This is a genomic window from Massilimicrobiota sp. An134, from assembly GCF_002160815.1.
Classification (GTDB): domain Bacteria; phylum Bacillota_I; class Bacilli_A; order Erysipelotrichales; family Coprobacillaceae; genus Allocoprobacillus; species Allocoprobacillus merdigallinarum.
In genome coordinates this window covers 72,299-86,676 of the sequence record NZ_NFLH01000008.1, presented here as the reverse complement: position 1 = coordinate 86,676, position 14,378 = coordinate 72,299, and the positions used below count along the sequence as shown (strand labels likewise).

The 14,378-nt window shown below is 31.8% G+C and carries 16 protein-coding genes and 1 other annotated feature; all 16 genes read left to right on the top strand.

Going from position 1 to position 14,378, the window contains the following annotated elements:
* A partial coding sequence (locus B5E79_RS13465) for a hypothetical protein (RefSeq protein ID WP_158095469.1) occupies positions 1-187 on the top strand: 187 nt, incomplete at its 5' end.
* 170 nt (positions 188-357) lie between these two features.
* Entirely contained in the window at positions 358-867 is a 510-nt protein-coding gene (locus B5E79_RS05340; RefSeq protein ID WP_087297230.1) for a thioredoxin family protein, read from the top strand.
* Between the two features lie 3 nt (positions 868-870).
* Complete coding sequence (locus B5E79_RS05335) at positions 871-1,674, top strand: zinc ribbon domain-containing protein (RefSeq protein ID WP_087297229.1); 804 nt, start codon at positions 871-873, stop codon at positions 1,672-1,674.
* A 173-nt stretch (positions 1,675-1,847) separates the two neighbouring features.
* Positions 1,848-2,651, top strand: a complete 804-nt coding sequence (locus tag B5E79_RS05330) for a Cof-type HAD-IIB family hydrolase (RefSeq protein WP_087297228.1) — start codon at positions 1,848-1,850, stop codon at positions 2,649-2,651.
* Entirely contained in the window at positions 2,635-3,690 is a 1,056-nt protein-coding gene (hisC, locus tag B5E79_RS05325; RefSeq protein ID WP_087297227.1) for a histidinol-phosphate transaminase, read from the top strand. Before B5E79_RS05330 ends, hisC begins: the two co-directional genes overlap by 17 nt.
* Before the next feature lie 50 nt (positions 3,691-3,740).
* Positions 3,741-4,394, top strand: coding sequence for a pyrophosphatase PpaX (gene ppaX, locus B5E79_RS05320; protein ID WP_087297226.1), 654 nt, complete (start codon positions 3,741-3,743; stop codon positions 4,392-4,394).
* Positions 4,391-5,293, top strand: a complete 903-nt coding sequence (gene trxB, locus B5E79_RS05315) for a thioredoxin-disulfide reductase (protein WP_087297225.1) — start codon at positions 4,391-4,393, stop codon at positions 5,291-5,293. Before ppaX ends, trxB begins: the two co-directional genes overlap by 4 nt.
* 95 nt (positions 5,294-5,388) lie before the next feature.
* Positions 5,389-6,237: an RNase adapter RapZ gene (rapZ, locus tag B5E79_RS05310; RefSeq protein WP_087243848.1), complete on the top strand. Its 849-nt coding sequence runs from the start codon at positions 5,389-5,391 to the stop codon at positions 6,235-6,237.
* A gap of 12 nt (positions 6,238-6,249) precedes the next feature.
* Positions 6,250-7,197, top strand: coding sequence for a DNA-binding protein WhiA (gene whiA, locus B5E79_RS05305; protein WP_087243847.1), 948 nt, complete (start codon positions 6,250-6,252; stop codon positions 7,195-7,197).
* Between the two features lie 2 nt (positions 7,198-7,199).
* Complete coding sequence (locus B5E79_RS05300; RefSeq protein ID WP_087243846.1) at positions 7,200-7,436, top strand: helix-turn-helix domain-containing protein; 237 nt, start codon at positions 7,200-7,202, stop codon at positions 7,434-7,436.
* 43 nt (positions 7,437-7,479) lie between these two features.
* Positions 7,480-7,755, top strand: a complete 276-nt coding sequence (locus B5E79_RS05295) for a DUF4834 domain-containing protein (RefSeq protein WP_087297224.1) — start codon at positions 7,480-7,482, stop codon at positions 7,753-7,755.
* A gap of 12 nt (positions 7,756-7,767) precedes the next feature.
* Entirely contained in the window at positions 7,768-8,961 is a 1,194-nt protein-coding gene (locus B5E79_RS05290; protein ID WP_087297223.1) for a DUF5050 domain-containing protein, read from the top strand.
* Positions 8,962-9,129: 168 nt separating this feature from the next.
* Positions 9,130-10,482, top strand: a complete 1,353-nt coding sequence (locus tag B5E79_RS05285) for a UDP-N-acetylmuramoyl-tripeptide--D-alanyl-D-alanine ligase (RefSeq protein ID WP_087297222.1) — start codon at positions 9,130-9,132, stop codon at positions 10,480-10,482.
* The gene (locus B5E79_RS05280; RefSeq protein WP_087297221.1) at positions 10,479-11,516 is read left to right on the top strand and encodes a D-alanine--D-alanine ligase family protein; all 1,038 of its coding nucleotides are present in this window, start codon (positions 10,479-10,481) and stop codon (positions 11,514-11,516) included. Before B5E79_RS05285 ends, B5E79_RS05280 begins: the two co-directional genes overlap by 4 nt.
* Before the next feature lie 340 nt (positions 11,517-11,856).
* Positions 11,857-12,111, top strand: a binding site (T-box leader).
* A gap of 59 nt (positions 12,112-12,170) precedes the next feature.
* Positions 12,171-13,856 carry a 2-isopropylmalate synthase gene (leuA, locus tag B5E79_RS05275; RefSeq protein WP_087297220.1) on the top strand — a complete coding sequence of 562 codons (1,686 nt, stop codon included), beginning with the start codon at positions 12,171-12,173 and terminating at the stop codon, positions 13,854-13,856.
* A 3-nt stretch (positions 13,857-13,859) separates the two neighbouring features.
* On the top strand, positions 13,860-14,375 hold the full coding sequence (ilvN, locus tag B5E79_RS05270) for an acetolactate synthase small subunit (protein ID WP_087297219.1): 516 nt from the start codon (positions 13,860-13,862) through the stop codon (positions 14,373-14,375).
* The last annotated feature ends 3 nt before the right edge of the window (positions 14,376-14,378 follow it).

Genomic DNA, 14,378 nt, shown 5'->3' with positions numbered 1-14,378 from the left:
GTATTATTACACAAACTTTGATTCTAGTTATGATAGTGATGATGAATATATGGGAAAATCACGTTTATATAATGATTCATTTGATTATGTTGAAAATGAAGCTGATGTATTGACATCACTCCAAAAACAGTCGATTGCTGATTATGGAAATTCAAAAGTAGAAGAAGTCACTATTCCAGTTTCATAGATATAAATGAGTTTAGATGATGAAAACGCACGTTTGTGCGTTTTTTAAATACAATAAATGCATAAAGTTAATATAGAGTTTAAAAAGTCATGATAGATTTTGAAAATGGAAAGACATAAGTTGATTATTGATGAGTCTTTATGTTATATTAAACAAAAGTGGTGATAATCATGAAAAAATGGATATGCCTATTTATAACATGTCTATTATTAATAGGATGTCAACATACACAAACAGAGAAATTGGTTATTCAAGGTATTCAAGAAATACCTTATGAAGAATTGGTAGAAAAGCTTGATCAAAAAGTCACTTTTTTATTATATATAGGTAGACCAGACTGTGGTGATTGTCAGGATTTTTATCCGGTATTAGAAGAGTACATCAATGAGCATGAAGGAACAGGTATTTATTATTTGAATATTAAGGAATATCGTGATCGTGCTCGAGATGATGATGCAACACAGGCAGAAAAAGACTTTTATGAAAATATTTATCAAAGATTAGATTTTGATTGGACACCTACAATTGAGGTTATTAGAAATGGGAAAATAGATGAAACTTATCAGTATTTGGATGAAGATTATTTTGATATCCAAGATCGTGAACAACAACTAAAAAGGAAACAAGCGTTTTTAGATGAATTTGAAGTCTTTATGAATGATTATTTTGAGGAGGAATAGAATATGAAAAAATGCCCGAGATGTGGACACGAATTAAAGGAGAATGAGAATTTTTGTTCTCATTGTGGATTAGATTTAAGGAACAATTATCGTTATCAAAAACCCCAAAATAAAGCGATGACTTATTTGTTGTATGTCATTATTTTCTTTTCATTTATAACTATTCCTTTATTATATAGTCGCGTTCTTAATAATATGGTAAGTGATGAAACCATCCAACACAATGAGCGAGTGGAGCTTCCTGAAATTCAGGGTGATGCGATGAGAGTGATTGCTGTTTATGATACATTAGCTGATTTTCAAAATCAGTTTACAAATGTTGATGGTATTGTTGATGATATAGAAAAATTTGAAGCTTCATTATCACAAAAGCAAGCTGGATCATGGACAAAAAAATATCAGATTCAAATTGCAGATAATTACAATATTTTTTATGATTTGACTTATCAGATTCAAATAGATGAAAACCTCACACTTCAGGTTCAACGTACATTTGATAGAGCACATAATTATAATGATGAGAAAATCACTTTTATCAAAGATCATGCGACAACTTTTGATGAATTATTTTTGACAGAAGACCAACAAAAACTTGTACAAACATTTACTGGTCAACAAAGCACAACAACACAATTGATGCAGGATTTTAAAGAACGTCAAAAAGAATTTGAAGAGAAAAAAGAAAGACTAGGCCATTATGGTATGGGAAATTATGATGGACAATCTTCATTTGTTGTATATCGTAGAGATCAATCTTATTATTCAAAGTTGACTTATGTGCATACACCTCAAGATTATATTGCTTAAAAATTTAAAAGAAGGGTTGGTTTCTATATGGCATAGAAGTCAATCCTTTTTACATTATAGAATTATATGGAAAATATGATAAAATCTATTTATGTGCAGGAATAACAATATATAAAATTTCACTTTGCTTTTTGATATAGGTTAGATATAATAGGAACAATAGGTGATATGTAATGAAGATATTGATTAGTGATGTAGATGGAACATTGGTTCATGACAATCAAAATATAAGTCAAGATAACATTGATTGGATGAAAGAACTACAAAGACAAGGACATAAAATAGCACTCTGTACAGGTCGACAACTTTTTGAAATGAAATGGATTTTAAATGAGATTCCATTTCCTTATGATTATTTAATATTAAATAATGGAGCTCAAATTCTAGATAGAAATCATCGTGTTTTATATGAAAAAAAGATGGATGCGTATACAGGGAGAGCTATTTTGGATTATGTGACACAGTTTGATGATCTATATTCTTTTTATAGTGATGGAGCATTCAGTTATGGTTTTAGTCATGGACAGTGTGTAGAACATATGACAAATCTTGAAGAACCTGTTGATGTTTCATTTCAGGAACTTTATCAGAATGCACCACATTTTGATATTATTTCTTTTCATCAGGATAATCAGGAAATGACAATCACCAAAGCCTGTTATGAATATATTCAAAAGCATTACGGGGATAAGCTCAGTGTGTATTATAATTTGCATTATGTTGATATTGTCGCAAGAGGATGTTCTAAAGGCAATGGTATGACATGGCTTTGTCAGCATTTAGGTATCAATGAACAGGATATTTATGCGATAGGTGATTCATATAATGATTTATCTATGCTGCAAGCTATCAGACAGGGATATACTTTTAAACATGCTCATGAAGATATCAAATCAATGGTACCAAGACATGTTCATTATGTTCATGAAGTGATTCAAGATATGTTAGGAGGGAAAAATAATGAGTTGGCAAGATAAGTTAAGAAATGTTCAACCTTATGAAGCAGGAGAACAACCACAAATTAAAAATTTAATTAAATTAAATACGAATGAAAATCCATATGATCCAGGTGAAAAAGTGAAACAGGCGATTTTGAATTTTGATTCTTCACATTTGGCTTTATATCCACGTCCAGATGCGGATGCATTAAGACAGGCGTTAGCTGATTATCATCATTTAGATACACGTCAGGTTTTTGTTGGAAATGGTTCAGATGAAGTGCTGGCACTGATCTTTTTAACATGCTTTAATGGTCAAGAACCAGTGCTGTTTCCTGATATCAGTTATTCTTTTTATCCAGTTTATTGTGATCTATATCAGATAGCTTACAAAAAAATTCCTTTAAATCAAGATTTTGAAATCAACAAAGAAGATTATATTCAGCCTAATTCTGGTATTATTTTCCCTAATCCTAATGCCCCAACAGGACTGTGTGTTTCATTAGATATGATTGAAGATCTTTTAAAACATAATCAGGATAGTATTGTTGTGATTGATGAAGCATATATTGATTTTGGTGGGCAAAGTGCTGTTCCATTGATTCAAAAATATCCAAATTTATTGATCACACAAACATTTTCTAAATATCGTTCATTAGCGGGAATTCGTTTAGGGGTAGCTCTAGGAAGTCAGGAAGTAATCGCTAAACTATATGATGTGAAAAACTCATTTAATTCTTATCCTGTTGATAGTTTGGCACAGGCTATTGGTGTTGCGAGTATGGAAGATAGTGATTATATCCAACAAAATGCTCAAAAAATCATAGAAACACGAGAATATACAAAGTCTGAATTAAAAAAGTTGGGTTTTGTAATGCCTGATTCAAAAGCTAATTTTATCTTTGTGAAACATCCTCAGTATGATGCTCAGAAGTTATTTTTACAATTAAGAGAAAAAGGTATACTGGTACGTTATTTTCATCAACCAAGAATTGAGCAATATTTAAGAATAACAATAGGCACAATGGAACAAATGAAAATATTGGTTCATGAAATCGAAAATATTTTAAAAGCATAATCATATAAGCTTTGTGATATTCATGATATAATACATATAAAGGAGTTACTATGAAAAAAGATTTTGCAGTTATTTTTGATTTAGATGGGACATTATTAAATACAGATTTGTTAATTAGAAAATCTTTTGAACATGTCTTTCATCATTATAAGCCAGACTATCAAATTAGTGATCAGGAACATTTATCATTTTTAGGCCCAGCCTTAAAAGATACATTTTCTAGATATTTTCCTGATGAGATGATTGAGGAACTGATTGATTATTATCGTGCATATAATCATGCTCATCATCAGGATTATGTGACCATTTACCCTCATGTTGAAGAAACCTTAAAAACATTATCAAAACAAGGTTATCCATTAGCGGTTGTCACAACTAAATATCGTCAGGCTGCTTTGATTGGGCTGGATTTATTTGAAATTACTCCTTATTTTGATATGATTTTAGGAATGGATGATGTTGAACATGTCAAGTCAAATCCTGAAGGTATTTTAAAAGTAATGAATACATTTCATTGTTTAAACGGTTTATATATTGGAGATAATGTGACTGATATACAAGCTGGAAAAAATGCGGGTATTTATACAGCTGGTGTCAAATGGACACCTAAAGGTTATCAGGATATGCAAGCTTTAGCTCCTGATTTACTAATAGATGATATGTCAGAAATTATAACATTTGTAGAAAGGAAGATGAATGGATGACTGATTTAATTGTTGTGGGTGCTGGTCCAGCTGGTTTAACAGCTGCCTTATATGCTTCGCGTGCAGGAGCCAGTGTTTTGGTTTTAGATGGTGGAGCACCTGGTGGAAAGATGAATTTAACAGCTGAAATAGAAAATTATCCTGGATTAATAACAAAAGGACCAGAACTGGCTTATGCCATGTATGAACAATGTTTATCTTTTGGTGCTCAATATGAATATGGTGAAGTGACACGTATTGAACATCATGAAGATCATCAAGTTGTTTATGTAGGTGATAAAACATATGAAGCACGCTATGTTTTTATTGCGACAGGTACAAAAGAACGTCATATGGGAATCCCTCATGAAGAAGAAATGAGTGGAAGAGGTGTGTCTTATTGTGCTGTCTGTGATGGGCCTTTCTTTAAAAATAAAGATGTCTGTGTTGTAGGTGGCGGAAACAGTGCTATTGAAGAAGCTATTTATTTAAGTGATATTGTGAATCATGTGCATATTATTGTGCGTCGTGATGTGTTGCGTGCTGATCAATATTTAGTTAATAAATTACAAGAAAAAGACAACATTGAAATCCATTATTTAAAGAAACCTCATGAAGTGAAAGTTGAAAATCAAAAAGTTGTGGGGCTGATTGTAGAAGATTCTCACACAGGAGAACTTTCTACAATTGAAGCACAAGGAATTTTTCCATTTATAGGATTAGATCCTATTACAGAATTTGTAAAAGATTTGGGAATAGTGAATGAAAAAGGGTATATTGAAGTTGATATGAATCAGGAAACAAAAGTTGCTGGTATTTTTGCTGGTGGGGATGTGACTGATAAACAACTGCGACAAGTTGTGACTGCTGCTAATGATGGTGCTATTGCAGGACAATATATTGCTTCATTATTCAAATAGAGAGAAGGGAAATAGATTCTTTTCTCTTTTTGTATAAAAAAAGAGTACACTTATAATGTGATTTTTGATATATTATAAAAGAGAAGGTGAGTTATATGAATAAAATTGAAGTTATTGTTGTAACGGGGATGTCTGGGGCTGGTAAAACTCAGGCAATGGCTATCTTTGAAAATATGGAGTATCGCTGTATAGATAATTATCCTATTCCATTATTAAAAGAATTTGGGGATTTAATGCGTACTTCTACGAAATATTCTAAAGTGGCTATGGCAGTATCGCTAGGTGATGCGATTTTGGCTGTAAGAATCTTATCAAACATGGATTGGGTAGATTTGACAGTTATTTTCTTAGACTGTGACGATAAAGTTTTACTTTCACGTTATAAACAGACAAGACGCTCTCACCCACTCATGATTAGTAATGTGGCATCATCTTTGGTTGAAGCTATTGAATTTGAACGTGAAATGGCAGATCCTATTAGTCAGTTAGCTAATATTGTGATTGATACAACATTATTAAAGCCATCAAAATTACAAGATAAATTAGAAAGTTATTTCCACAAAGGAAATCGTGATACATTTAGAGTTTCTTTTATTTCATTTGGATATAAACATGGAATTCCACGTGATGCAGACTTGTTATTAGATGTACGTTTTTTACCAAATCCTTTTTATATTGAAAGCTTAAGAAAATTAACTGGAAATGATAAAGAGGTTTATGATTATGTGATGTCACAAAGTGAAACACAGGAATTTGTTCGTAGAACAATAGAATATTATGATTATTTATTAAAGAAATATGAAGAAGAGGGTAAAATGCAAATGATTATTGGAATTGGATGTACTGGGGGACAGCATCGTTCAGTCACACTTACTAATTATTTTGCAGAGTATTATTCAAAATATTATCAAGTTTATAAATGGCATCGTGATGCTGATCATTAAGGAGGTTTTATGATGATTTCTTTTTCAAGAGTCGTCAAAGAAGAAATTGTGTTCAATGATTTTGATCAACCATGTGAAAAGGCAATACTTTGTGCAATGATTAAAATTCTTGGAACATTGTCACTCAATCAGTCAGGCTTAACGCTAACATTAAGAACTGAAAATGCGAAAATCGCATCTAAATTGCATAAATTCTTAAAGGATTTATATCAACCACATATAGAATTTCGTGTTTCTAGAAAAATGAAATTGAAAAAAAATAACATTTATACATTGATGGTTTCTAAGGCAAGAGAAATCTTAGAAGACTTACATCTTATGGAAGGCATTGGTATACAAAGTTTTCCAGATATTCATTTTTTAGAAACAGATGCCAAGAAAAGAGCTTATCTGGCTGGGGTCTTTTTATCTTGTGGAAGTGTGAATAATCCAGATACATCTAACTATCATCTGGAAATGAGTGTAAATGAACCAGAATATGCTTCATTTATTATGGAGTTGATGAATTGTTATGACTTGCATGCCAAAATGATTAAAAGACGTAATAAATATGTTGTGTATTTAAAATCAGCAGAGAAAATTGGGGATTTTTTAAGAGCCATAGGTGCTTCACAATCAGTTATGAATTTTGAAATGACACGTATTGACCGTTCTATGGCCAATACTGTCAATAGATGGAATAATTGTGATATTGCTAATGAAGTGAAGGCGATGAGTGCTTCTACAGCTCAAATTGAAGATATTGCCTATATCATTGATAAAGTAGGCATTGAGATTTTAGATGATAAGACACGTACAGTGGCTTTATTACGTTTAGAAAATCCTGAGTTGACTTTAAATGAATTGGCAGATACATATTATCAGCAGACTGGTCAAACCATTAGTAAATCAGGATTACATCATCGTTTTAAAAAGATTAAGGAAGAAGCTCAAAAAATACGACAGATGGAGAATGAGTGAGTATGGAAAATATAAATATTCGTTTTGGGAGAAGAATTAAAGAACTCCGTTTGATGCAAAATGTTTCTCAGGAAGAACTTGGATTTCGTTGCCAGTTATCTAAAAACTATGTTTCAGATGTTGAAAGAGGTCGTAGAAATGTGTCTTTAAAGGTTGTTGAAAAGTTTGCATCAGGTTTAAAAGTACCAGTTTACTATTTGTTTGTATGGCATGAGGAGGAAGACGCAGTTCATTTATAGTTTATATTTATCATATAGACTATATCGCAAAAGGAGAAATGATATGGGATATAATTTTATATATTTGTTATGTGTGCTTGTATTAATTATGTTAGCTTTAAGATTATTTTTACCAATCCTTATTGTTTTGATTGGGGTTATTTTGGTTATCTGGATAATAAGAAAGCTTTTCTTTTCACGCCGTCAGTCACATGAAGATAAAGAAGATCAGGAATATTATGAATCTCTTTATCAGGATTACCAAAATCAGGATAGTGATGTTATTGACGTTGATTATAAAGTTGTTGATGAACATGAAAATCCTCATCAACAGTCGTAGGAGGATTGGGATATGATTTGTCCAAATTGTCAAAATGAAGTCAGCAATGATATGAATTATTGTCCATATTGTGGTCATCCATTATACAAGTCACAAGAACAAAATGATGGATATTATGAACCACTGTTTTTTGATGAAGAAACTGTTGAAAAGGAAACAAAGACATCGTCTTTTAAAGATATACCAGTCAATAAAAAAGTAAATAAGTTACTCATTTTAGTAAGTGTTATTGTTTTGGCTGTTTTAACAGTTGTATCTTATGAATATGTTTATCATGGACCAACGCTTAATTATACGTCTTTTCATGATACATCATCAGATACATTACCACAACAACCTATGACAATATCAGGAAAAACAGGTTTTTCAAGTTTGGTTGGAAATATCAATCAAAATGGTGAGGCTTATTTTGATGGTGAAACGCTTTATATGTGTAATGATCAGGGGTATCTTGTATCCATGGATCAAAACTTAAATAACCGTCAAACATTGGTTACAGAGAAATGTCAAAATATCATGATTCATAATGATAAGATTTATTATACAAATCAACAGAATTATTTATGTGAAGTTTCATTAGATGGTAAAAATCAAAATCAATTCATAACTAAAGCTATTTATTATCCATATATAGATAATGATCGCATCTACTATCAATTAGATGAGAATAATGAATCAATCTATGTTTATGATATCAATACACAAAAACAGACAAAGCTTAATGATAGACACTCTTATTGTATTAATGTTGTAGATGATTATATTTATTATACATCTGATGATGGTATTTATCGTATGAATAGAAATGGAGAAAATGATGAAAAGTTATTGAGTGGAGCATTTTATAATTTAATTTATTTAGATGGAAAACTTTATTATTTATCATCAGATGGTATCTGTTTGTTAGATATAAATAGTAAAAAGACAGAGGTATTAAAAGCGAATGTTGTTAATTTCTTAAATATGAATGAACAGTATTTATTTTATCAATCTATGGATGGCAGTGTTGTTAGATATGATTTATCAACACAGCAAGAAAAGACAATTTACAATGGATTGGTTGATACAGGATATATTGTTGGTGATAAATTGATTGTGAAAACATATGTATCAGCTTATCAACAAGAAAGCTATTATGTCATTATGGACTTTGATGGTGCCCAGCAACAAAGATTGTTCTTTGATGGACAGGGTGATTATATTTAATTGTCACTATATTGATTTGAGCTAGATAAAATATCAATATATAAGAATATGAAAAGAAATAGTTGTTTTAAACAGCTATTTTTTTATTATATAAGAACAATAAAATTTCATAGCTTTCCTAGTGAACTGGTGCTATAATAGTGCATATATTAAAAATGAGGTAAAATTATGCTAATAAGAGAGATTATTGAAGCCACTGGTGGCACATTGTTGAGCGGAAATATCAATGATGATATTCATGGATTTACGCAAGATACAAGACAGATTCATGAAGGAGATATGTATATTCCGCTGGTTGGAGAAAAAAATGATGGACATCAGTTTATAAAACAGGCTTTTGAAGCTGGCGCAAGTTCTGTTATAACATCTCAGCCCATAGATTATCCTGATAAAAACGTGATTTTAGTGAAGGATACTTTACAGGCATTAACAGATATGGCAGCTTATTTAAGAAAACATCGTGCTGTTAAAGTTGTGGGAATTACAGGGAGTGTTGGAAAAACAAGTACCAAGGATATGATTTATGCTGTGGTATCAATGCAATATAAAACTCTGAAAACTTTAGGTAACTACAACAATCATATCGGTTTACCTTTAACAGTTTTAAGACTTCAGGATGAAGAAGTCATGGTATTAGAAATGGGGATGAATCATCTTGGTGAAATTCGCCATCTGACACATATTGCAAGACCTGATATTGCAGTTATTACAAACGTTGGAACAGCACATATTGGAGAACTAGGTTCACGAGAGAATATTCTAAAAGCGAAGATGGAAATTGTTGAAGGATTAACTCAGCAGGGACGCCTTATTATCAATGATGATAATGATATGTTGCATACTGTACAATCTCAAGATTATCCTATTATTCGTGTTGGTGAAAATAATGACTGTTATTTAAAAGCTTATCATGTTGAGTTATTATTAGAAGAATCTTATTTTGATTTGGATTATCAGGGAAAAACTTATCATGTTCATGTGCCAGTTTCTGGTCAGCATTTTGTGATGAATGCGTTGATTGCGATTGCGGTAGGGTTAAGCTTAGATATTGATATTGAAAAGTGTATTAAAGGTATTGATCAATTTGAACTGACAAAAAATCGTATGGATATGATCGAACTGAGTCATGGAATCAGATTGATTGATGGCACATATAATGCCAACTTAGATTCAATGAAGTCAAGTCTTGATGTTTTATCAAAATATCCAAATAGAAAAATAGCTATCTTGGCAGATATGTTAGAGCTAGGAGCGTATGAACAGGCATTTCATCAGGAAGTTGGGCAATATGTTGCTAAAAAGCATATAGATCAATTAATGTGTGTAGGACCTGCAAGCCAGAATATTGTTTTAAAAGCGCAGGAAAATGGTATAGAAGCTTATCATTTTGAAAGTAATCAAGATTTAATTCAAGCTTTAGAGGGATGTATACAGGATGATGATGTGATTTTATTAAAAGGATCACATGGCATGCATCTTGATGAAGTTGTAGACTATTTAAAGGAGAAATATAAAAAATGAGAAAATTAATGATTATATGTGGAGGACAATCTACTGAACATACCATTTCAAGAATGTCTTGTACATCTGTTTTAAAAAATCTTCATAGAGATCGTTATGAGTTGACTTTGGTTGGTATTGATCAGTCTGGAGAATGGTATCTTTTAGATGCCAGTCAGGAAGATTTAACTTTAGATTCATGGTTAGATCACTCAACACATATTGAAGATATTTATCATTTGTTGAAACAACAAGATGTTATTTTCCCTGTTCTTCATGGACAATATGGTGAAGATGGAACGATTCAGGGGTTATTTGAATTGGCTGGTGTTCCATATGTAGGATGTAGAACATTAGCTTCAAGTGTGGCCATGGATAAAATTTATACCAAAAAGATTTTAGAAACAGTAGGAATTCCACAAGTGAAATCTTTATATGTGAAAAAAAGATATGATGGTCAATATGTTGTTGTGAATCATCAATTTGATGAAACTGATGATATATTAACAGCAGTGAAAAATCAGTTAGGGTTTCCTTGTTTTGTGAAGGCAAGTCGTTCTGGATCAAGTGTAGGTTGTTATCGTGTAGATCATGAAGAGGACTTGCTAGAAATATTATATCAGGCAGGACAATATGATAGTCATATTGTGATAGAAGAATGCATTGATTGTATCGAATTAGAAACAGCTGTATTAGGAAATGATGATCCTATTGTTTCTCGTGTAGGACAAATTATGCCTCATGGTGAGTTTTATACTTTTGAATCTAAATATGAGGATGAAGAAAGTCAGACTTGTATACCTGCACTTGTCGACCAGGAGATTCAAGATCAAATTAGAGAATATGCATTAAAAGTTTTCAAAGCTATTGATGGACATGGTTTATCTCGTGTGGATTTCTTCTTGGATAAGAAAACAAATCAGATTTATCTTAATGAAATTAATACGATGCCTGGATTTACAAAGATTTCGATGTATCCTCAGTTAATAGCTGATTTAGGCATCACTTATAGTGATTTAATTGATCGTCTTATTGATTTAGCTTTTGATCGATAGAATAACTCTAAAGGGTTATTCTTTTTTTGTTTTCAATGAATAAAAATATAATGGAAAACATGAGATATTTGATTTTATGGATTGTATGGGCACATCGTTATTTGGATTGAGTATATGTCATATATAATCAAAGTGTTTTATGAATCAATAATGGAGATGGAAAGGTGATAAATTGCTTTTATGAATGATATTTGAACACTCATAAAATAAATATATTTTTTGAAAAAGACGAAAAATAATATATATAATTTCACAAAACTAAAAAAGTAAATAGAAAAAAGAGAAGAATATAGTTGACTATGTTTGAGAAAAGGTATATGATATATCCAACAACTCTATAATAAATACAGTGATAGGAAATAGTAAATAACAAATGATGCATAGAGAAGTTCTGGCTGGTGGAAAGAACTGTGAAAGTGTTATTGAACTCGTCCTTGAGTGGAGCACTGAAAAATAAAGTAAGCTGCTACGGAATGCGACCGTTATCACGCTAGAGTATGAACTTATATGAATAAGCGTACTTGATAAGGTTATTGTCGTGAGGCAATAATGAATATGAGGTGGAACCACGAAGTCATGAACTCTCGTCCTCAACTATGATGTTTTTCATGGTGAGAACGAGTTTTTTTATTATAGGAAAGGAGAGGAAAATATATGAACTATAAAAAATATAGAAGATTTGAAACAATTAAATTGGCAGATCGTACATGGCCAGATCATGAAATTGAACAAGCGCCTATCTGGTGTTCGGTTGATTTACGTGATGGGAATCAAGCTTTAATTACACCAATGGATATTAATGAAAAAGTAGAAATGTTTCAAATGCTTGTTGATTTAGGCTTTAAAGAGATAGAAGTTGGTTTTCCATCATCATCACAGATTGAGTTTGACTTTTTAAGATTACTAATAGATAAAAATCTGATACCTGATGATGTAACAGTGCAGGTATTAACACAAGCGAGAGAACATTTGATTAAAAGAACATTTGAATCCTTAAAAGGATTAAAGAAAGCGATTGTGCATATTTATAATTCAACATCTATTTTACAAAGAGATGTTGTGTTTCATAAGAGTAAGGAAGAAATTAAAAAAATTGCTGTTGATGGAACAAAATTAGTCAAGGAGTTATCTCAGGATTTTGATGGAGAAGTTATTTTAGAATATTCGCCTGAAAGTTTTACTGGTACGGAAGTTGATTATGCGATGGAAGTCTGTGAAGCTGTTTTAGATACTTGGGGTGCTTCAAAAGAACATAAAGTGATTATTAATTTACCATCTACAGTTGAAATGGATACACCAAATGTATACGCAGATCAGATTGAATGGATGTGCCGTCATTTTAAAGATAGAGAAAGAGTTATTGTGAGTGTTCATCCACATAATGATAGAGGTTGTGGTGTGGCTTCTACTGAACTTGCTTTATTGGCAGGAGCTGATCGTGTTGAAGGAACATTGTTTGGAAATGGGGAAAGAACAGGAAATGTTGATATTGTGACATTGGCTTTAAATATGTTTACACATGGCATTGATCCAAAATTGGAATTAGGTCAAATGAATCAAATTAAAGATGTTTACGAAAAATGTACAAAAATGGAAATTCCACCAAGACAGCCATATGCTGGAGAACTTGTTTTTACTGCCTTTTCTGGCAGCCATCAAGATGCCATTAATAAAGGTATGTATGCTTATCATCAACGTGGAGATGGTATTTGGGAAGTCCCTTATTTACCAATTGATCCAGCTGACTTAAATCGTCAATATGAGCCAATTGTACGTATTAATTCACAATCAGGTAAAGGTGGAGTGGCTTTTGTTATGGATACAGTCTTTGGATATCATTTACCAAAAGCTTTACAGGCTGATTTTGCAAAAGCTATTCAAAATATTAGTGAAATTGAAGGAGAAGTTTCTCCAGAACGTATTTATGACACATTTAAAAAGGAATATATAGATTTGGAATATCCATATAAATTTATTAAACAGAGATTAATAGATATTAGTGATGAAGATAATGAGTATGAAAGACGCGCTGAAGTGACAATTGAAGATCATGGTGAAGTGAAAACTTTAATTGGATATGGCAATGGACCTATTGATGCAGTTAAGAACGCATTCAATGCCACAGATGATTTTCTATATACAGATTTAGTGGATTATAGTGAACATGCTTTAACATCTGGTTCAAATTCTAAAGCTGCTGCCTATGTCCAATTAAGACCACAAGGTGAAGAGCTTTGTGAGTATGGGGTAGGAGTGCATTTGAATATTACAACAGCGACGATTAAAGCTATGATTTCAGCTATGAATCGCATTTATAAAAATATAAAAAAGGAAGGATAATTTATGGAAGAACTTATTTTATCAATTCTTGTACACAATAGTGCAGGGGTCCTGACACGTGTGAGTGGTTTGTTTTCAAGACGTGGCTATAACATTGATAGTTTAACCGTAGGACCAACAAACACAGAAGGTGTTTCAAGAATGACAGTGGTTGCACATGGGAATCAGCAAATTCTTGAACAGATTGAAAAGCAGCTTAGAAAGTTAGAAGATGTTATTGAAATCTTTGCCTTACCAAGCGAAGCATCTGTTTACCGTGAACTTGTCATGATTAAAGTTGAAGCTGATTGTCACACACGTGCAGATATTGTTTCAATCGTCGATATATTTAGAGCTAAGATTGTTGATGTGTCACCAGATTCAATGGTTATTGAAGTAACAGGAACACATAATAAAATCAATGGTTTATTAGCAATGTTAGATGGCTTCAATATTGTTGAGATCGTGCGTACTGGTTTAGCTGGTATTTCAAGAGGTCTTAATAATTTTGAAATAAATAAGAAAGAAAACAGGGGGTAAAAA